General features: G+C 68.2%; 15 protein-coding genes. 1 reads left to right on the forward strand and 14 read right to left on the reverse strand.

Annotation, left to right across the window (positions count from 1 at the left end):
- Positions 1-138 precede the first annotated feature (138 nt).
- Positions 139-903: a TIGR03936 family radical SAM-associated protein gene (locus tag ABZ725_RS49230; protein WP_358808911.1), complete on the reverse strand. Its 765-nt coding sequence runs from the start codon at positions 901-903 to the stop codon at positions 139-141.
- A gap of 48 nt (positions 904-951) precedes the next feature.
- Positions 952-2,028 (reverse strand): hypothetical protein, encoded by a 1,077-nt coding sequence (locus tag ABZ725_RS49235; protein WP_358808912.1) that lies wholly within the window; start codon positions 2,026-2,028, stop codon positions 952-954.
- 737 nt (positions 2,029-2,765) lie between these two features.
- Between ABZ725_RS49235 and ABZ725_RS49240 the strand changes: the two genes are divergently transcribed.
- A complete protein-coding gene (locus ABZ725_RS49240) occupies positions 2,766-3,791 on the forward strand; it encodes a hypothetical protein (protein WP_358808913.1) in 1,026 nt (341 codons plus the stop codon).
- 17 nt (positions 3,792-3,808) lie between these two features.
- Here the strand turns inward: ABZ725_RS49240 and ABZ725_RS49245 are convergent, their stop codons facing one another.
- The 12 genes from ABZ725_RS49245 to ABZ725_RS49300 form a co-directional block, all read right to left on the reverse strand.
- The gene (locus tag ABZ725_RS49245; protein WP_358808914.1) at positions 3,809-5,269 is read right to left on the reverse strand and encodes a hypothetical protein; all 1,461 of its coding nucleotides are present in this window, start codon (positions 5,267-5,269) and stop codon (positions 3,809-3,811) included.
- 117 nt (positions 5,270-5,386) lie between these two features.
- The gene (locus ABZ725_RS49250; protein ID WP_351916921.1) at positions 5,387-7,327 is read right to left on the reverse strand and encodes a TIGR03960 family B12-binding radical SAM protein; all 1,941 of its coding nucleotides are present in this window, start codon (positions 7,325-7,327) and stop codon (positions 5,387-5,389) included.
- Between the two features lie 174 nt (positions 7,328-7,501).
- Positions 7,502-9,043 carry a CYTH and CHAD domain-containing protein gene (locus tag ABZ725_RS49255; protein WP_358808915.1) on the reverse strand — a complete coding sequence of 514 codons (1,542 nt, stop codon included), beginning with the start codon at positions 9,041-9,043 and terminating at the stop codon, positions 7,502-7,504.
- A gap of 93 nt (positions 9,044-9,136) precedes the next feature.
- On the reverse strand, positions 9,137-10,336 hold the full coding sequence (gene rodA / locus ABZ725_RS49260; protein WP_358808916.1) for a rod shape-determining protein RodA: 1,200 nt from the start codon (positions 10,334-10,336) through the stop codon (positions 9,137-9,139).
- The gene (gene mrdA, locus ABZ725_RS49265; protein ID WP_358808917.1) at positions 10,333-12,588 is read right to left on the reverse strand and encodes a penicillin-binding protein 2; all 2,256 of its coding nucleotides are present in this window, start codon (positions 12,586-12,588) and stop codon (positions 10,333-10,335) included. Before mrdA ends, rodA begins: the two co-directional genes overlap by 4 nt.
- A 176-nt stretch (positions 12,589-12,764) precedes the next feature.
- A complete protein-coding gene (gene mreD, locus ABZ725_RS49270) occupies positions 12,765-13,436 on the reverse strand; it encodes a rod shape-determining protein MreD (RefSeq protein ID WP_351916913.1) in 672 nt (223 codons plus the stop codon).
- Positions 13,437-13,451: 15 nt separating this feature from the next.
- Positions 13,452-14,390 carry a rod shape-determining protein MreC gene (gene mreC / locus ABZ725_RS49275; protein WP_351916911.1) on the reverse strand — a complete coding sequence of 313 codons (939 nt, stop codon included), beginning with the start codon at positions 14,388-14,390 and terminating at the stop codon, positions 13,452-13,454.
- Between the two features lie 172 nt (positions 14,391-14,562).
- The gene (locus ABZ725_RS49280) at positions 14,563-15,582 is read right to left on the reverse strand and encodes a rod shape-determining protein (RefSeq protein WP_020127820.1); all 1,020 of its coding nucleotides are present in this window, start codon (positions 15,580-15,582) and stop codon (positions 14,563-14,565) included.
- A 252-nt stretch (positions 15,583-15,834) separates the two neighbouring features.
- A complete protein-coding gene (gene ndk, locus ABZ725_RS49285) occupies positions 15,835-16,248 on the reverse strand; it encodes a nucleoside-diphosphate kinase (protein WP_351916909.1) in 414 nt (137 codons plus the stop codon).
- Positions 16,249-16,325: 77 nt separating this feature from the next.
- The gene (locus ABZ725_RS49290) at positions 16,326-16,691 is read right to left on the reverse strand and encodes a DUF4233 domain-containing protein (RefSeq protein WP_351916907.1); all 366 of its coding nucleotides are present in this window, start codon (positions 16,689-16,691) and stop codon (positions 16,326-16,328) included.
- Positions 16,692-16,702: 11 nt separating this feature from the next.
- Complete coding sequence (locus tag ABZ725_RS49295) at positions 16,703-18,223, reverse strand: folylpolyglutamate synthase/dihydrofolate synthase family protein (protein ID WP_358808918.1); 1,521 nt, start codon at positions 18,221-18,223, stop codon at positions 16,703-16,705.
- A gap of 88 nt (positions 18,224-18,311) precedes the next feature.
- A complete protein-coding gene (locus tag ABZ725_RS49300; RefSeq protein WP_358808919.1) occupies positions 18,312-20,936 on the reverse strand; it encodes a valine--tRNA ligase in 2,625 nt (874 codons plus the stop codon).
- Between the last annotated feature and the right edge of the window lie 21 nt (positions 20,937-20,957).

A 20,957-nucleotide genomic window follows, 5' to 3' on the forward strand; every position in this document is an offset into this window, starting at 1 on the left:
CTGTGTCCTGTCTCGCCGGTTCCGTACGCCGAATGCGTACGGCCTGGCGAAAGTCTTCTGGTCGGTGCGCTGCCCGACCCAGGTGGCTCCCGAGTACGAGGGCGGCGCTACGACGTCCGTCCCTTCGCGGGACCTTCCCTACGCGGGCGCCTTCGCGGTGGCAGCGGGATCGCCCGTTGTGAGGGCCTGAGCTGCCTCGCGGTCGGGCGCGAGCGGGTCGGTCACCGTGCCGGTCTCTTCATCGAACAGCCCCTGCGCCAGCCTGGTCACCGCAGCGGGGACCGGCGGCGCCAGGTCGGCCACGGCGCGGAGACCGGACAGGACGTCGTCGGGTCGAACGGCAGGCGTCACGTGCCGAACAACCAGCCGCAGTATCGCACAGGGCTGGTCGGTCGGCCTATCAGCAGGTTCACTGTGCGTTTCAAGTTGTACGACCGCGGCACGGGCGTCGAAGGTACGGACGCCGTTCTTGGCCATGCGCTGGACCTCTACGGCGTCGGCCTTGTTGAAGGCGTCCACCGCGCGATCGGCGTCGGCCGGGTCCACGCCGTCCAGCCGCAGCTCCCATACGGAAGCGGTCAGCCGGTCGGCGAGACCCGAGGTCCGGGCCTCGACCGCGTCGACGACGTCGAGCCCGGTGGGCAGCGACTCGTCGAGAAGAGCTCTCAGTTCCTCCGGGTCACGCACCGCGGTGAGCGCGATCTCCAGGTACTCCGCCTCACTGCCCGTGCCGGTGGGTGCGGCATTGGCGTACGACACCTTCGGGTGCGGCGTGAACCCCGCCGAGTACGCCATCGGCACCTCGGCACGGCGCAACGCGCGCTCGAAAGCACGCTGGAAGTCACGGTGGCTGGTGAACCGGAGGCGGCCGCGCTTGGTGTAGCGCAGTCGGATGCGCTGCACCGCGGGTGCGGGCGGCGGGCCTTCGGGCTGTCGCTTGCCCAGTGTCGTTCAGTCCTTCGTGAGAGCGGTCGTGCTGCTACCAAGAGTACGTGTCTCGTCCGCCGATGGTTCCCGACGGACGACCGCCTCCCGCTGCTCCGGCTCCCCGAAGAGCATCCGCCGTACGTCCGCGCGGGCCTGGCGTGCCGTCTCTCGGGCGGTGGCCAGCGCCTGCCGGGTGGCCCGGCTCACGCTGCGCGCCGCCCGGGCGGCGGGACGCAGCACGGCGTCCCGGACGACGTGCCCGACCGGGGTGAGGACGGTCCGGTACACCCAGCGCACGGGCTCCACGAAGATCCACCGGAAGAGCGTCCCGAGGAACCGTCCGGCGGCGAGCGAGATCCGTCCCGCGATCCGCCACGCATGCCCGAGGGCGTCCCCCACCTCACGCGCGACGACCGCGAGGACGCGCCCGACGGGGACGAGCACCCAACGCCACAGAGCGACCGCGGGCAGCACGACCAGCACCCTGGCCGTCCAGTACAGGGCGACCCCGATCCCGCTGACCAGCACCCCCAGGAACCACCCCACCCCACGCGCACACCAGGCGATCGCCCGCCCGACCGGCGCAAGAACCCACTCGTAGACCCACCGGGCGGGTACGACGAGCAGATACCGCGCCAGCCACGCGACGCCGGTGTACGCACCGACGCAGATCCCCTTCAGCAGCCAGAGGACGGCAAGCCCAACGGGCGTGAGCACACGCGCGTACACCCACGCGAGCCCCCGCCCGACCGGCGCGAGAACGTGCCGATGGACCCACACCGCAGGCACGACCAGCAGCAGGTTCCCGAGCCGGCCGAGCACCCTGCCCAACGGCACGACGACATACCGCCACAGCCCGATCAACGGCCAGACGAACAGCGCCTTCCCCAGCCACAACAGCCCCCGCCCGACCGGCCGCAACACGGTGTCCCGAAGAAGCCGCCCCACGACGACGAGCGCATCCCACGCCATCCGCACGGGCAGGACCAACACCAGCACGACAATCCGCACAGGCAACCGAACCGCCACGACAAGACACCCTGCGGGCGCCTGCGCGGGCGGCCGGGCAGGCGGTTCGGCGGGCGATTTCTGCAGGTCCATGTAGACGTAGACGCTACATCCGCCCCGCCGGATGCAGCGCCTGGATGCAGTGCTGAGAGCCCGTCAGGAACGGGCGCGGAGGTCCGCCGACCGGCCTCCGGGCACCCCTCCCCACCTGCGCGGTGTCCGCGTTGCGGAATACACCGAGCGGGTGAAGAGTGGTTTATATCGGCTCTGCCTTGTTCGAGTGCCAGATCTTCTCCGCTCCGGAGTTTCTGTGTTCCGGAGCGTTTCTGAGAGACCGCCTACAAAGCGCATCTGGAATCACTATGCCCAGAACCGGCCGGCGACACGTCTTCGACATGGTCAACACATCCCTCTTGGCTGCAGCGCTCGCATTGCCAACGGGCCTGACGAGTGCGGCGGCAGCACCTCGGACCGACGACGGGACGAACCCGGCCGCAGCACTCGCACAAACGGAATCCGCCTCGCCGACGCCGACGCCTACTCCGCCTCCGTCTCCACCTCCGACAATTACCCCAACGCCTACCCCGACCCCCACTCCCACCCCCACTACCACCCAGCCCTCGACTGATACGTCGCCAACGCCCGCGACGACCCCTCCGTCCACACCTTCCACACCGCCCACACCGAACGACCCGCCGAATGCGGACGATACGGATAATTCAGGGTCCGAACCTCCGGCGGACCAGAAGAAAAACATTGAAGATCTAACGACAAGCCTGAACGAACAGCAGGAAACAGTCCCCGAAGAGCTCGCGCCGACTGTGGAAAATTTGACCACCACCCTGGAAGCGGTCGAAGACCCCGCGACGACACCGCAGGACAGGCAAGCGGTCATCGAAAGCACGAAAGAGCTGACCGCGACACTGGCAGTCATCAGCGACGACAGCGCCCCTGACGAACTGCAAGAACAGTTGACCCCGTTGGTGAAACAGGTAACCGCCACTCTGGAGGTGGGCACCGATCCGAGCGTCCCGCCCGAGGAACGATCCAGGATCCTCCTGGTCGTGAAGCGGACCACATCCGTCCTCGGCGCGATCCGCTCCCCCGAGACGCCGCAAAACCTACGCGGGCAACTGATCGCCATCGTGACGGACGCGAACTCCGCCCTGGAGATGAGCCGCGGCGGGGAGGAGACCGGCACGGCCCTGATGCTGACGAGCACTTCGGCGGAACTGGGCCTCGAACAGGACACACCGCACTCGGACCAGCCCACACCCCACTCGGACACGCCCACACCCGACGCCGACCGGCAAGAGCTTGTGGATGACGCGCAGCAGGGCAATCAACTGGTGAAGAAGATGAGCGACCCCAGAACATCACCGCAGGAGCGAGCCGAAGCCCGGGAAGAGCTGAGGGACCGGACCCCTCGGATGAAGGGCAGGCAAGAGGCAGCCGCCTCCGCGCACAGCCTGCCGGAAGCCCCCCTCGGCAAGGCGGCTGAAGCGTGCACCAACGCGATATTCAACGCCAAGTCGGAGCGTGAACTCGCCAAGGGGCTGGAGGATCTGGTTCCCCGGAAGTGGGACACCGAAGGGGTCAAGGACTTCTGGAAGGCCAAGGAAGAGCGCGACGACTCGCTCGATATCCTCGCCCAGTTGCAGAACGACGAGCGCACCCACGCCCCCTTCCCAGTCGCACCGCTCATCACCGAGCTCGCCGAGCTCATACCGGGGGACGACCTGCTCTCGACTCTCGGCAGAAAGCCTGCTTCCTCCTGCAGGCAGACAGCGGTGTACCTGCAGGCGGACGCCGGGATCACAGTGACTCCCTGGCTCATGGAGTCCGACGGCGGTTGAGGACCGGAACAGCGCCGTCAACGACCGGCAGATCCCAGCAGCTCCGCCACGGACACCTCCGCACCAGCACGAACCGACGCCGCCCCGTACCTGTCCAGCTCCCTCTTCTCTTCCGAATAAAAACCCCGCTCATCCTGGAACCGGAACGACGAGATCGAAGATATGGGCCGGCCCCCGGGCGACCAGATCGCCGTCACATAGCGGGGCTTACGCGTGACATTGATCAGATTATTGTTGTGCCACACTCTCCCGTGATAAATGAGCTGCTTCTCACATCCTTCCTCTGGAGGACAGTAGTATTTCTCGTCACTCTTGTTCCATGAATAATGAACGGCACCGAAATTCTTCACATCGAGCTTCCCACGGTCCTTCCTCATGTACGAAACCTGCACGCGGACGCTTACTATTTCGTACGCGGCATCCACGGGGAGTTGGAGAACGCGCTCAAGAGCGTATTCCTGCCCGACTTCGAGCCGCTCACCGGGACCGTAGAAATGCCCGCTACTGATCATGGTGTATGAGAAGTCGCCGACATAGAGCTCCGCCTCCCCCGCCAAGCCACCCCCCTTCCCCGCACTCTCCTCCCACTCCGCCAACAAGTCCCGACTCCCGGATTTTCTGGAGTAAGCGACATCTCTGCCACGGACCGCATAGCTGTCATTGACGATATAGACCGGGATCCCGCCGGTATTCTTCATGTAAAGCGTCAGCGGGACATGAACGAACGGCTCCCTACGGTCCGGCCGCGCCGTCCCGAATTTTGCGCTCAAGGTAAAATGCATAGGGGCTGCCGCGGGTTGGTACATGGTCGAATACGCCAGGCTGGCACCCGTCAGAAGTGCGGTGACGACCAATCCCGCCGCGAATGTCTTGGGCTGCGGGGCTCCCCGCCAGGGTTTTTCACGCGCAAGGAGGACAAGCGCCCACAGGGACCAGCACCACAGGGGCACGAACGCCAGCAGGTAGGGCGTGTACTCCGTCTCCTCCATCCACATGACCAGAAGGAGACTGTCGGTTGCCAGCGCGATCAGCACCGCGAGCAGGACGACCGCTCCGGAGAGCTTGACCTGCCGTCTCCCCCAGTAGTCGAGCACCATGACGGCGGCCGCGCCCTGCACCAGACCTGACAGGACGAAGAGCCCCCCGGTCATCCGTTGCGCAAAAGTCAGCGCCCCGGCGGCGTCCGGCCATCCGATGACCGCATTGAGCACCATGGACGCCAGCAGTCCGGCCACCATGAGCACCGCGGTCGCGTGCCTTCGCCATGCCCGGTCAGGCCAGGTCCTGCTGTCCCCGCCGCGCCAGCATATGGACGTCGGATCATCCAGATCCATGTTCACCGGATAGCCGCGCCGACCGAGCATTCTCCGCAGTCCACCCGCCGACCAGGCGCTTCCTACCGCCTCGCCGCCGATCGTGACCCGGCGCAGCCCACGATCGTCCGGCTCCTCGACAATGACCCACGGCCGGATGCTCATGGGATCAGGCTCAAACCAGAAACAGCACCACGCACCCGGAACTGCCCCGTTTGGCCCGCCCCCACGGTCGCCGAGCCGAACCACTGGATCGACGCCATCGCGCCGACATACGCCGCCTCAACTGGCCGGCGTCGGCTGCTTCACCGTCAACGGCAGCAACTTCTTGCCGGTCGGGCCGATCTGGATGTGGGTGTCCATCGCCGGGCACACCCCGCAGTCGAAGCAGGGCGTCCAGCGGCAGTCCTCGACCTCTGTTTCGTCGAGGGCGTCCTGCCAGTCCTCCCAGAGCCAGTCCTTGTCGAGGCCCGAGTCCAGGTGGTCCCAGGGCAGGACCTCCTCGTAGGTCTTCTCGCGGGTCGTGTACCAGTCGACGTCCACGCCGAAGGCGGGCAGCGTCTTGTCGGCGCAGGCCATCCAGCGGTCGTAGGAGAAGTGCTCGCGCCAGCCGTCGAAGCGGCCGCCGTCCTCGTAGACGGCCCGGATGACCGCGCCGATGCGGCGGTCGCCTCGGGACAGCAGGCCCTCCACGATGCCGGGCTTGCCGTCGTGGTAGCGGAAGCCGATCGAGCGGCCGTACTTCTTGTCGCCCCGGATCTTGTCGCGGAGCTTCGTCAGACGGGCGTCCGTCTCCTCCGCCGAGAGCTGCGGGGCCCACTGGAAGGGGGTGTGGGGCTTGGGGACGAAGCCGCCGATCGAGACCGTGCAGCGGATGTCGTTCTGGCCGGAGACCTTGCGGCCCTCGGCGATCACGTTCATCGCCATGTCGGCGATCTGCAGGACGTCGTCGTCCGTCTCCGTCGGCAGACCGCACATGAAGTACAGCTTCACCTGACGCCAGCCGTTGCCGTACGCCGTGGAGACCGTCCTGATCAGGTCCTCTTCCGAGACCATCTTGTTGATGACCTTGCGCATGCGCTCCGAGCCGCCCTCGGGGGCGAAGGTGAGGCCCGAGCGGCGGCCGTTGCGCGTGAGTTCGTTCGCCAGGTCGACGTTGAAGGCGTCCACTCGGGTGGAGGGGAGGGACAGGCCGATCTTGTCCGCCTCGTAGCGGTCCGCCAGCCCCTTGGCGACCTCGCCGATCTCGCTGTGGTCGGCGCTGGACAGCGACAGCAGGCCGACCTCCTCGAAGCCGGTCGCCTTCAGGCCCTTCTCCACCATGTCGCCGATGCCCGTGATGGAGCGCTCGCGCACCGGACGGGTGATCATGCCGGCCTGGCAGAAACGGCAGCCGCGGGTGCAGCCGCGGAAGATCTCCACCGACATGCGCTCGTGCACCGTCTCGGCGAGCGGGACCAGCGGCTGCTTGGGGTAGGGCCACTCGTCGAGGTCCATGACCGTGTGCTTCGACACGCGCCACGGGACACCCGACTTGTTCGGCACGACACGGGCGATACGGCCGTCCGGCAGGTACTCGACGTCGTAGAACGCCGGGATGTACACCGCGCCCGTCTTCGCGAGGCGGAAGAGGACCTCCTCGCGGCCGCCCGGGCGGCCCTCCGCCTTCCACTCGCGGATGATCTTCGTCATGTCCAGCACGGCCTGCTCGCCGTCGCCGATGACCGCCGCGTCGATGAAGTCCGCGATCGGCTCGGGGTTGAAGGCCGCGTGGCCGCCCGCGAGGACGATCGGGTCGTCGAGGCCGCGGTCCTTGGACTCCAGCGGGATGCCCGCGAGGTCCAGCGCCGTCAGCATGTTGGTGTAGCCCAGCTCCGTGGAGAAGGACAGCCCGAACACGTCGAAGGCCTTCACCGGGCGGTGGCTGTCCACCGTGAACTGCGGGACGGCGTGCTCCCGCATCAGCGCCTCCAGGTCCGGCCACACGCTGTACGTGCGCTCGGCGAGGACGCCCTGCTGCTCGTTCAGTACCTCGTAGAGGATCATGACGCCCTGGTTGGGCAGACCGACCTCGTAGGCGTCCGGGTACATGAGGGCCCAGCGGACGTCGCAGTCCTCCCAGGGCTTGACCGTGGAGTTGAGCTCGCCGCCCACGTACTGGATCGGCTTCTGCACATGCGGGAGCAAGGCTTCGAGCTGCGGGAAGACCGATTCGACAGACATCGCGGCGTTACCTTCGTGAGCTGAGCTGACAGGGGCGAGACAGCGGTGCGGCAGGGGTGACCATCAAGCCTAACCCGGTCGAAGGACTCCCCCGCCCCAGATGGCTGCGCCGCCGCCCCTCTGAAGCCCTGTCGCCGCTGACTACCTCTGTCTCCCCTGAACCCCTGTCTCCCGCTATACGTCCATGTCGCCCTGGATCGTCTCCCACGCCTTCGGCAGCGCATCCTCCGCCAGCTCCGCCCGGCGTTCCTCACGGCCGTAGAGGAGCCCGTAGGTGAAGGCGCTCTCCCCCGCCGCGTGCGCCACGGCGGACAGCTCGCGCAGGGTCTGGCGGGCCATGACGCTGTCCTGGTGTTCGCCGAGCAGGCTCTGCAGCGACTTCATGGACCTGGTCAGGGTCTTGGCCGGGCCGCCGATCGCCGAGGTGGCCGTCTCTGCCGCGTACCGGGTCCGCTTGGCCTTCTTGCGCGCCTCGTGCAGGGCTTCGTCGCGTTCATGGCCGGACGGCTGCGCCAGGGCCTGCTCGATCAGCGCGGACACCTTGCCGAAGTCCTTGCGCACGGCCTTGGCGAGCACCTCGGACGGACGGCCGGCGGCCGCCTCCAACAGCGGCGGGCCGGCGACCAGCCCATCGAGGGTGTCGAGCAGGGTCAGATAGCGCTTGGAGTCCAGGACGCCGAGGAGTCGCTTGCGCGAGCCGCGGTGCCCGGCCTTGTCCCAGGTCTGCAGCCGTTCGCGGACCGGGCCGGAGACCAGGGTGTGCGGAACGTCGTCGAGGCCCGCCGTGAGGCGTTCGCCGAGCACCTCGTGGTCGCGGCCCACGCCCAGCTCGCCGGCGAGCCACTTCAGCTCGTCGCCGATCGGGTCGGTGACGGTCCGGTCCAGGACCTTGCCGAAGGAGCGGAAGGTGCTGCGCAGCCGACGGGTGGCGACGCGCATGTCGTGCACGGACTCCTCGGCCTCCTGGCGGACGGCAGGATCGAGCTCGACGATCGCGTCCCGCTGGGCACGGACGTACGCCAGCACATGATCGCCCGCGGTCACGGGCTCACGGACGGAAGCCCCCTCCCCCTGCCCGGCCCCCTTGCCGGCGTCCTTCGCCTTCTTGCGCTGCTTCTTCGACCCGGTCTCCGCCAGCGCCCGCGCCAGCTTCGACGCCGACTTCGACGGCCGTACGCCCGCCTTGCGCAACCGCTTCTCCAGCTTGTCGAGCAGGGCCGGGTCACCGCCGTCGGCGAGCTCCACCTCGATCTCGGACCACTGGGCGCTGCCCTCGCCGCCGAACAGCCGGTCCGCCCGGACGGCGTCCACGCTGGCCTCGGCGAGCAGTCGGCCCTCGGCGTCGACGAGGTCGCGGATGTCCCGGTGGGAGCGCAGCCGCACCACGGGCACCAGCTGTCCCTCACGAACACGGGAGCGCACCAGCCCGGCGAGCTCTTCGGGTACGTCGTCGGAGAGCGGGGCTCTGATCTCGTCCCTGACTCCGGTTTCCACCGGCAGTTTCAGATGCCAGCCGGCGTCCGAGCCGCCGGTACGGCGGCGCAGAGTGATCGAGACCGCGGCCAGGCGCAGGTCGGAGGTGTCGTAGTAGATCGCGTCCAGCTCGGCGACGCCCTTGTCGACGACGGAGGCGACCCCGGCCACGCCGGTGAGGTCGGGCAGCCCGCTCTCATCGGATTCGTACTTGCGCTCGATCTCGCGTTTCGTCTCCGCCATGAATTGAATCTAGTCGGACTCGGGCCCGAACGGCAGTGCGCACCGGGCACCAATCAGGGATGAACGCAGGGAAACCGCAAGGTGTCCTGATGTTTACGCGGACATCGGCCGTTGCACCCGGATGGACTGCAACAGCCCCATCGCGACCCACACGGCGAACATCGACGAGCCGCCGTAGGAGACGAACGGCAACGGCAGGCCCGTCACCGGCATGATCCCCAGGGTCATCCCGATGTTCTCGAACGACTGGAAGGCGAACCAGGCCACGATGCCCGCGGCGACGATCGTGCCGTACAGCTCCGTCGTCTCACGGGCGATGCGGCAGGCGCGCCACAGGATCACACCGAGCAGGACGATGATCAGGCCCGCGCCCATGAAGCCCAGTTCCTCGCCGGCGACGGTGAAGACGAAGTCCGTCTGCTGTTCCGGGACGAACTGGCCCGTCGTCTGCGAACCGTGGAAGAGACCGGCCCCGGTCAGACCGCCGGAACCGATCGCGATCCGTGCCTGGTTGGTGTTGTAGCCGACGCCGGCGGGGTCGAGGCTGGGGTTGGCGAAGGCGGCGAAGCGGGCGATCTGGTACTCGTCCAGGATGTGCAGCTGCCAGACGGTGATCGCGCCGGCCGCGCCCGCGCCGATCAGCCCGAAGACCCAGCGGTTGGAGGCTCCGGAGGCCAGCAGCACGCCCAGCACGATCAGCACCATGACCATGACCGACCCGAGGTCGGGCATCAGCATGACGATCAGCATCGGAACGGCCGCGAGGCCGAGCGCCTGGACGACCGTGCGATGGTCGGGGTAGAGCTTGTCGCCCGCGTCGACCCGGGCCGCGAGCAGCATGGCCATGCCCAGGATGATCGAGATCTTCACGAACTCCGAGGGCTGGAGCGAGAAGCCGCCGCCGAGGACGATCCAGGAGTGCGCGCCGTTGACCGTGGAGCCGAGCGGGGTCAGCACCGCGAGGATCCCCAGCAGCGAGAGGCCGTAGAGCACCGGTACCACGTTGCGGAGGGTGCGGTGGCCGAGCCACACCGTGGCGATCATCAGGCAGATCCCGATGCCGGTGTTCATGAGGTGCCGGACGAGGAAGTAGTAGGGGTCGCCCTGGTTGATCTCGGTGCGGTTGCGGGTCGCCGAGTAGACGAGCAGCGAGCCGATCAGCGACAGGGAGATCGCCGACAGCAGTATCGGCCAGTCCAGCCGCCGGGCCAGCGAGTCACGGGCGAAGACCCGTGTCCAGCCGGCCCGCTGGGGCCCGTATCCGGAGACGGAGAAGCTGTTCGCGCCGGTCATGTGCACATCCTCCGGCTTCCCCTCTTCCGCCGTCGCCGGCGGGTGTCTCGGTTGGTGTTCGTGTTCTGCTGGGCGGTGCCCGCCGCCTGCGTCTCGTCCGGCTCCGGCGCGGCCTCCTGGCTGAGGCGCTGCTGCTTCGCCGGGTCCTTGGAGATCTTCGGGGACTTGATCGTGCCGTCCGTCTGGACCTTCGGCAGGCTTGTCAGCGGGGTGGGCAGCAGGGCGTTCTTCTTGTCGATCCTGCCGTCGTCGGAGACGCCGTAGAGCGCGTCGTAGATGTTGCGCACGGCCGGACCGGAGGCGCCGGAACCGGTACCACCCTGCGAGATCGTCATCACGACCGCGTAGTCCTTGGTGTACGTGGTGAACCAGGACGTCGTCTGCTTGCCGTAGACCTCGGCGGTGCCGGTCTTGGCGTGCATCGCGATCTTGTCCTGGGGCCAGCCGACCTGGGCGAAGCGCCAGGCGGCCGTACCGCGGGTGGCGACGCCCGCGAGGGCCTCGTCCATCTGGCTCAGCGTGGCCTTGCTTATCGGCAGCTTGCCGTGCGACTTGGGCTTGATCTCGGTGACCGTCTTGCCGTCGGCGCTGACGACGGCCTTGCCGACCGTCGGGTCGTACAGGGTGCCGCCGTTGGAGATCGCCGCGTAGATCGTGGCCATCTGGATCGGGGTGACGAGGGTGTCGCCCTGGCCGATGGAGTAGTTGATCTCGTCACCGGCGCGCATCTTGTTGCCTTCGAGGCAGTTCTCGTACGCGATCTTCTCGACGTAACTGCCGTCCTTCTTGCCGGTCTTGCACCAGCCGTCCTTGTTGGCGTCCCAGTAGGACTGCTTCCACTGACGGTCGGGGACGCGGCCGGTGACCTCGTTGGGGAGGTCGATGCCGGTCTCCTTGCCGAGCCCGAACTGGTGGGCGGCCTTGAAGAAGTAGTCGTTGGGCTCACCCTTCTTCGGGTTGATGCCGCCGTCCTTCTGCCATTCCTTGTGGGCGAGCCCGTAGAACACGGTGTCGCAGGAGACCTCCAGGGCCCGGCCGAGCGAGATGGAGCCGAAGCTCTGCGACTCGAAGTTCTTGAAGACCTGGCCGCCGACCGAGTAGGAGCTGGTGCAGGGGTAGTTGCCGTTGAAGTCGTAGCCGGCCTCGACGGCGCCCGCCGTGGAGATCACCTTGAAGGTGGAGCCGGGCGCGGACTGACCCTGTATGGCCCTGTTGAGCAGCGGATAGTTGGAGGCCTTGCCGGTCAGCCTGGTGTAGTCCTTCGCGGAGATCCCGCCGACCCAGGCGTTCGGGTCGTACGTCGGGTTGGACGCCATGGCGACGATGCGGCCGGTCTTGGCCTCCATCACGACGACCGCACCGGAGTCGGCCTTGTAGTTCTCGTTGGTGTTGCGGTCGAGCTGCTTGCGGGCTTCCTTCATCGCCTCGTTCAGCTCGTACTCGGCGACCCGCTGGACGCGGGCGTCGATGCTGGTGACGAGGTTGGAGCCGGGCTCGGCCGCGTCCGCCTCGGCCTCGCCGATGACGCGGCCGAGGTTGTCGACCTCGTAGCGGGTGACGCCGGCCTTGCCGCGCAGCTCCTTGTCGTACTCGCGCTCCAGGCCCGAGCGGCCGACCTGGTCGGAGCGGAGATACGGCGAGTCGGTGTCCTGGGCCTTGGTGAGCTCGTCGTCGGTGACCGGGGAGAGGTAGCCGAGGACCTGGGCGGTGTTGGACTTGCCGGGGGCGGGGTAGCGGCGCACGGCCTCGGGCTCGGCGGTGATGCCGGGGAAGTCCTCGGCGCGCTCGCGGATCTGCAGGGCCTGCTTGGCGGTGGCCTCGTCGGTGATCGGGATCGGCTGGTACGGCGAGCCGTTCCAGCAGGGCTGGGGCGTCTCCGCGTCGCACAGCCGGACCTTCAGCATGACGTCCTCGGGGGTCATGCCGAGCACGCCCGCCAGCTTCGTCAGGACCGCCTTGCCGTCGTCCGGCTGCTTCAGCAGGTCGGTGCGGGAGGCGGAGACCACGAGCCGTGTCTCGTTGTCGGCCAGGGGCACCCCGCGCGCGTCCAGGATCGAGCCGCGGACGGCGGGCTCGACGACCTGTTGGACGTGGTTGCCGGAGGCCTCCTTGGCGTACTCCGCGCCCTCCCGGATCTGCAGGTACCACAGGCGGCCGCCGAGGGTGCCGAGCAGGGAGAGGACGAGGATCTGGATCACGACGAGCCTGATCTGGACCCGTGGTGTCCGACCGGTCTCGGGAATATTGGTCACTGCGGCTGTCTCCCCCTCTCAGTACGCGAACGAGTGTGCGCAGCTGTGTGTGCGTACGAATGATGAACGACCGGCCTGTGAGCCCACGTTCCGCCGGAACTTCCCCGTTCGGGTGAATCCCGGGGTGACCGTTCGAGTGAGTCCCAAGGTGACCGTTCGAGTGAACCCGCCCGTGTTCACAGCCGCTTGACCCCCTTGATGCGGCCGGCCCGGGCCCCCCGCGACCTGGCCGCCTTCAGCTTCAGGCCGTTGCGCTGGCCGCCGATCCGCAGACCCGTCCCGGAGGAGAGCCAGCCGGAGGAGATGTCGGGGCTCTTGGCGGCGGAGTTGGTCTCCGCGAGGGGGTCGTTGTCGGCGCGCCGGGCCAGGAACATGACCGCGGGGACCACGAACGGGGCCAGCAGCAGGTCGTACAGCGCGGCCGTGAACAGCAGCCCGGTCAGGCCGACATGGCGGGCGGCGGTGTCGCCGACGAGCGCGCCGACCCCGGCGTACAGCAGCGTGGAGCCGATCGCGGCGCCGACGACCACGACCATCGGGCCGGTGGCCGACTTGATCTGCCCGCTCTCGGGCTTGACTAGTCCGGCGAGATAGCCGATCACGCACAGCACCAGCGCATACCGGCCGGCGGCGTGGTCGGCGGGCGGGGCGAGGTCGGCGAGGAGGCCGGCGCCGAAGCCGATGAGGGCGCCGCCGACATGGCCGTAGATCATGGCGAGGCCCAGGACGGTGAGCAGGAGGAGGTCGGGGACGGCGCCCGGGAGATGCAGGCGGGCGAAGACGCTCACCTGGATCACCAGGGCGACGACCACCAGCGGGACGGAGAGCAGGATCCGGTTGACGCGCATGGGGGTTGTCAGCTCCTACTGCTGCTCTTGCTGGCCGTCGACGGACGCGTTCGGGGTCACCGTGACGGTGACCGTCGGGGTGGGCACCGGCTTGGGCTTGGACGGGAGCACGGTGTCGCGCGGGTCCTTCTTCGGGGCCTCGACGACCACGCCCACGATGTCGAGCTTGGTGAAGCTGACGTAGGGCGTGACGTAGAGGGTGCGGGTGAGGTCGCCGCCGGAGGGGTCGACGCGGGAGACGACGCCGACGGGGACGCCGGGCACGAAGGGCTTGTCGGCCTGCGAGCCGAAGGTGACCAGCCGGTCGCCCTTCTTCACCTCGGCCTTGCCGTTGAGGAGTTCGACGCGCAGCGGCCGGTCGCCCTGCCCGGAGGCGAAGCCGAGCTCGTCGGACGCCTCCATCCGGGTGCCCACGGTGAAGTCGGGGTCGTTGGCGAGCAGCACGGTCGCGGTGTGGGGGCCGACGGTGGTGACCCGCCCGACCAGCCCGTCCCCGTTCAGGACCGTCATGTCGCGCTTGACGCCGTCGTTCGCGCCGACGTCGATGGTGATGGTCCAGGAGAAGCCCTGGGCCGCTCCTATCGCGATGACCTCCGCGCCCTTGATGCCGTACTGGCCCGCGCCGGCGATCTTCAGCATCTTGTCGAGCTGCGTCAGCCGGCTGCGGTTGCGGTCGTCGCTGCCGAGCTTCGCCTTGAGAGCCGCGTTCTCCTGCTCCAGATCGGCGAGTCGGTCGTGGCGTTCACCGGAGTCACGGACGGCGGAGACGGCGTTGCCGACGGGATCGACCGCCGACGACACGCCGTCCTCGATCGGACCGAAGACCGCGGCCGCGGCCTGCCGGGCACCGTCGACCGGGGAGTCCTCCCCGCCGCGGATGTCCACCGTGATCAGCGCGAACGCGATCGCGACCAGCAGCACCAGGAGCAGCCGGCTCTCTCGTGTGTCCCTCACGTGCGGCGGCCGTGCCCTTCCTCGAGAGAAAAAACCAGGAACCAGGAAAACAGGAATTCACGTAGCCCCGGGCCAAGATGACCAAGGGCGCTTTGTGGGAGCTTATGCCTCTATATCAACGATCCGCCGCACGAGAGGAGATCATCTCGTACGGCGGAACCGAAGCGTTACGTCATCTGCGGGGCGCGGCGTCCAGCACCTGCTGGAGCGCCTCGAACTCCTCGACGCACTTGCCGGAGCCGAGCGCCACGCTGTCCAGCGGGTCCTCGGCGATGTGGATGGGCATGCCGGTCTCCCGGCGCAGTCGCTCGTCCAGACCGCGCAGCAGGGCTCCGCCGCCGGTCAGAACGATTCCGCGGTCCATGATGTCGCCGGACAGCTCCGGCGGACATTTGTCGAGGGTGGTCTTCACGGCGTCGACGATGGCGTTGACCGGCTCCTCGATCGCCTTGCGCACTTCGGCGGCCGAGATGACGACGGTCTTGGGCAGCCCGGAGACCAGGTCCCGGCCGCGGATTTCGGTGTGCTGGTCGTCGTCGAGGTCGTAGGCCGAACCGATCGTGATCTTGATCTGTTCGGCCGTCCGCTCACCGAGGAGGAGGCTGTACTCCTTCTTGATGTGCTGGATGATCGCGTTGTCCAGTTCATCGCCCGCGACACGGATGGACTGGGCGGTGACGATGCCGCCGAGCGAGATGACCGCGACCTCCGTGGTGCCGCCGCCGATGTCCACCACCATGTTGCCCGTGGCCTCGTGGACCGGCAGGCCGGAGCCGATGGCCGCGGCCATGGGCTCCTCGATGATGTGCACCTGACGGGCGCCGGCCTGGGTCGACGCCTCGATGACGGCACGGCGCTCGACGCCCGTGATGCCCGAGGGCACACAGACGACGACTCGCGGCCGAGCCAGATACCGCCGCTTGTGGATCTTCAGGATGAAGTAGCGGAGCATCCGCTCGGTGATCTCGAAGTCGGCGATGACGCCGTCCTTCAGCGGACGCACGGCGACGATGTTGCCCGGCGTGCGCCCGATCATCTTCTTCGCTTCGGCGCCGACCGCGAGAATGCCACCGGTGTTGGTGTTGATCGCGACGACGGACGGCTCGTTGAGTACGATCCCGCGACCCCTGACGTACACCAGCGTGTTGGCGGTCCCGAGGTCGACAGCCATGTCACGGCCGATGAACGACATTGAGTTCCCCATCAGGATTCGACTGGCCTTCCATGAGCTTTTTGAGGGCTTATCAGGTCGGCGAGGTGGGTGCTGTGACGTGAAGGCTTCCATCGTAAACGCGCCTGCACGAACACTGCGGAGCGGTCTCCGCCATTGTTTGCAGATGCTGTGTGGGTTCGCTTCTGGAGACGGGCGTTCGGGGATACCCGTTCCCTCGATCGCCCGCTTCAGACCGCTGTCGGGGCGTCTTTCACCGCCCCCGCCGGTGCGTCAGACGCGACCGGGGAAGAAGATCTTCACCTCGCGCTCGGCGGACTCCTCGGAGTCGGAGGCGTGGATCAGGTTCTCGCGGACGATCACACCGAAGTCACCGCGGATCGATCCGGGGGCGGCGGCGATCGGGTCGGTCGGACCGGCGAGCGCGCGCACGCCCTCGATGACCCGCTCACCCTCGACGATCAGCGCGACGACCGGACCGGAGGCCATGAACTCCACCAGCGGCTCGTAGAAGGGCTTGCCCTTGTGCTCGCCGTAGTGCTGCTCCAGCGTGTCCTGGTCCAGGGTGCGCAGCTCCAGCGCGGTGATCTGCCAGCCGGCCTTGCGCTCGATACGGCTGATGATCTCGCCGGTCAGGCCACGACGGACCGCGTCGGGCTTGAGCAGGACGAGGGTGCGCTGGCTCACGGGGTGACTCCTTCTACGACCGGGCTACTGCCGGGGTGTGCGGTGGGATGAGGTTACAGGGCGTGTCCGGGCGCCTGTCACGCAGCGTCAGCAGTATCCGGAGAGCCGGCGGCGGCCTGTGCTGCGAAGCGCGCCTTCGCCTCGTCGATCTCTCTGCCGTAATGCACCGAAGCCCACCACAGGGCGCCGAACAGCACCCCCATGAAGAACATCATCGGGATGAAGAATCCGGATGCGACAAGGGCGATCTGCAGCGCCCAGCCGAGAGCGACGCCCCCGGGCCGGGTGACCAGACCGCACAGCAGCACGCTGAAGAACATGGCGATGCCGCAGACCGTCCACACCGTGGAGGTGGACAGGTCGGGTTCCTTCATCGCGACGAGACCGGCGAAGCCGATGATGAAGAACTCGCCGATCAGGGTCGAGGAGCAGAGCGTACGCATGGTGTGGGACCTCAGCCCTTCCCGAGAAGCAGTCGGGCCTCGCCGACGGTGATGACGGAACCGGTGACCAGCACCCCGCCGCCGGTGAACTCGCCGTCCTCCTCGGCGAGCGTGATCGCCGCCTCCAGCGCGTCGGGCAGCCGCGGCTCGACCTGGACGCGGTCGTCGCCGAACACCTCAACGGCGATCGCGGCGAGCTCGTCGACGTCCATCGCGCGGTGGCTCGAGTTCTGGGTGATCACGACCTCGGCGAAGATCGGCTCGAAGGCCTCCAGAAGCCCTCGCACGTTCTTGTCGCCGCTGGCGCCGACCACGCCGATCAGTCGGCTGAAGTCGAAGGCCTCGCTGACGGCCTCGGCGGTGGCGCGGGCGCCGGCCGGGTTGTGGGCGGCGTCGAGGACGACGGTCGGGGACCGCCGGACGACTTCGAGGCGGCCCGGAGAGGACACGGTCGCGAAGGCCTTGCGGACCGTGTCGATGTAGAGCGGCTCGGGGCGCTGGGCGCCGACGCCGAAGAACGCCTCGACGGCGGCGAGCGCGACGGCCGCGTTGTGCGCCTGGTAGGCGCCGTGCAGCGGCAGATAGACCTCGGGGTACTCGCCGCCCAGCCCGCGCAGGGTGACCAGCTGCCCGCCGACGGCGACCTGACGTGCGACGACGCCGAACTCCAGACCCTCCCGGGCCACGGTCGCGTCGACCTCGACGGCCTTCTTCAGCAGGACCTGGGCCGCGTCGACCGGCTGCTGGGCCAGGATGACGGTGGCGTCCTGCTTGATGATCCCGCCCTTCTCGACGGCGATCGCGGCGGGCGTCTCACCGAGCCGGTCGGTGTGGTCCAGGTCGATGGGCGTCACGACGGCGACGTCACCGTCGATCACGTTCGTCGCGTCCCAGGAGCCGCCCATCCCCACTTCCACGACCGCCACGTCGACCGGCGCGTCCGCGAAGGCGGCGTACGCCATGCCGGTGAGCACCTCGAAGAAGGACAGCCGGTACTCCTGCGACCCGTCGACCATCTCGATGTACGGCTTGATGTCCTGGTACGTCTCGATGAACCGCTCGGCGGAGATCGGGACGCCGTCGAGGCTGATCCGCTCGGTGATCGACTGGACGTGCGGGCTCGTGTAGCGGCCGGTGCGCAGCTCGAAGGCGCCGAGCAGGGCCTCGATCATGCGGGCGGTGGACGTCTTGCCGTTCGTGCCCGTGATGTGGATCGACGGGTACGCGCGCTGCGGCTCCCCCAGCACGTCCATCAGCGCGGAGATACGGCTGACGGAGGGCTCCAGCTTGGTCTCGCCCCAGCGGGTGGCCAGCTCCGACTCCACCTCGCGCAGGGCCTTGTCGACCTCGGGATCCGCAGGACGCGCGGGCACATCGCCCTGCCCTGCGCTGCCCTGGGTGCGCAGGGTGCGGCTGCCGGCCTCGATGACGGCGAGATCGGGATCGCGGTCTGTCTCCTCCGCGATGATCTCGTCGAAGGGGTCGAGGGGGCGGGGCTGGTCGTGGTCACCGTTCGGGGGGAGCTCGCTCACGGGGCCAGTCTACGGACGACCACTGACAGACGTAGGCGAAGGCCCCCGGAACCGTACGGATCCCGGGGGCCTTCGCCTACGCGGTGCCTCACGCCTGCGGCAGGCGCTCCAGCTGGCTCTGGATGCGGGCGATGTCCTCGTCCGCCTTGGCGAGGCGGCCGCGGATCTTGTCGACCACGTTGTCCGGGGCCTTCGCCAGGAAGGCCTCGTTGCCGAGCTTGGCGTTGGCCTGGGCCTTCTCCTTCTCGGCGGCCGCCAGATCCTTGGCCAGACGCTTGCGCTCCGCGACCACGTCGATCGTGCCGGAGAGGTCCAGCGCGACCGTGGCGCCCGCGACGGGCAGGGTCGCCGTCGCCGAGAAGTCCTCGCCCTCCGGCGTCAGGCGCAGCAGCTGGCGGACGGCCGCCTCGTGCGCCGCGAACGGCGTGCCGTCCAGCGTGAGACGGGCCGGGACGCGCTGCCCGGGCTGCAGACCCTGGTCGGCGCGGAAGCGGCGGACCTCGGTGATCACGCTCTGCAGGCTCTCGATCTCCTGCTCGGCCGCCGTGTCCCGGAAGCCGCTGTCCGTCGGCCACTCGGCGACGACGACCGACTCGCCGCCGGTCAGCGTCGTCCAGAGGGTCTCCGTGACGAACGGGACGATCGGGTGCAGCAGCTTCAGGGTGACGTCGAGGACCTCGCCGAGGACCCGGCCGGAGACCTTCGCGGGCTCGCCGCCGGCCATGAACGTCGTCTTGGAGAGCTCGACGTACCAGTCGAAGACCTCGTCCCAGGCGAAGTGGAACAGCGCGTCGGAGAGCTTCGCGAACTGGAAGTCCTCGTAGAGCGCGTCGACTTCGGCGACGACCGAGTTGAGACGGGAGAGGATCCAGCGGTCGGTCGCCGACATCGCGGCGGCGTCCGGCAGCGGGCCGTCGACCGTCGCGCCGTTCATCAGCGCGAAGCGCGTCGCGTTCCAGATCTTGTTGGCGAAGTTGCGGGAGCCCTGGACCCAGTCCTCGCCGATGGGCACGTCGACGCCGGGGTTGGCGCCGCGCGCGAGGGTGAACCGGAGCGCGTCGGAGCCGTACTTGTCCATCCAGTCCAGCGGGTTGACCGCGTTGCCGAAGGACTTGGACATCTTCTTGCCGAACTGGTCACGGACCATGCCGTGCAGGGCGATGGTGTGGAACGGCGGGGTGCCGTCCATCGCGTAGAGGCCGAACATCATCATCCGGGCGACCCAGAAGAAGAGGATGTCGTAGCCGGTGACCAGGACGGAGTTCGGGTAGAACTTCGCGAGCGACTCGGTCTGTTCGGGCCAGCCGAGCGTGGAGAACGGCCACAGGCCGGAGGAGAACCAGGTGTCGAGGACGTCGGTGTCCTGACGCCAGCCCTCGCCGGTCGGGGCCTCCTCGTCGGGGCCGACACAGACGACCTCGCCGTTCGGGCCGTACCAGACCGGGATGCGGTGGCCCCACCACAACTGCCGCGAAATGCACCAGTCGTGGAGGTTGTCGACCCAGTCGAAGTACCGCTTCTCCATCTCCTGCGGGTGGATCTTGACGCGGCCGTCGCGGACGGCGTCACCGGCGGCCTTGGCCAGCGGGCCGACCTTGACCCACCACTGCATGGACAGGCGCGGCTCGATGGTGGTCTTGCAGCGCGAGCAGTGGCCGACGGAGTGGACGTACGGCCGCTTCTCGGCGACGATCCGGCCCTCGGCGCGCAGGGCGGCGACGATGGCGGAGCGGGCCTCGAGCCGGTCCAGGCCCTGGAAGGGACCGTGGGCGGTGATGACCGCGTGCTCGTCCATGATCGTGATGGCCGGCAGGTCGTGCCGCTGGCCGATCTCGAAGTCGTTCGGGTCGTGCGCCGGGGTCACCTTGACGGCGCCGGTGCCGAACTCCGGGTCGACGTGCGTGTCGGCGACGACCGGGATGGAGCGGTCGGTCAGCGGAAGGCGGATCTCCTTGCCGACCAGGTGCTTGTAGCGCTCGTCGTCGGGGTGGACGGCGACGGCCGTGTCACCGAGCATCGTCTCGGCGCGGGTGGTGGCGACGACGATGGTGTCGTCACCCTCGCCGTACTTCATGGAGACGAGCTCGCCGTCGTCGTCCTGGTACTCGACCTCGATGTCGGAGATCGCGGTCAGACAGCGCGGACACCAGTTGATGATGCGCTCGGCGCGGTAGATCAGCTCGTCGTCGTAGAGCCGCTTGAAGATGGTCTGGACGGCCTGGGAAAGCCCTTCGTCCATCGTGAAGCGCTCACGCGACCACGCGACACCGTCGCCGAGTCGGCGCATCTGGCCGCTGATCTGGCCGCCGGACTCGCCCTTCCACTGCCAGACGCGCTCGACGAAGGCCTCACGGCCGAGGTCGTGCCGGGACTTGCCCTCCTTGCCCAGCTCGCGCTCGACGACGTTCTGCGTGGCGATGCCGGCGTGGTCCATGCCGGGCTGCCACAGCGTCTCGAAGCCCTGCATGCGCTTGCGGCGGGTGAGGGCGTCGATGAGCGTGTGTTCGAAGGCATGCCCCAGGTGCAGGCTGCCCGTGACGTTCGGCGGGGGGATGACGATGGTGTACGGAGGCTTGTCGCTCTTCGCGTCGGCCTCGAAGTAGCCCCGCTCTACCCAGCGCTCGTACAGCGGCCCCTCTACATCGGCCGGCGCGTACTGGGTCGGCAGTTCGGTGTGGGGCGCTGATGGCTGCTGCTGAGCGTTCTCGGTCACGGGGCCAGTTTAGGGGTGTCA

Origin of the sequence: Streptomyces sp. NPDC006872 (genome assembly GCF_040635845.1) — a bacterium.
Lineage (GTDB): Bacteria > Actinomycetota > Actinomycetes > Streptomycetales > Streptomycetaceae > Streptomyces.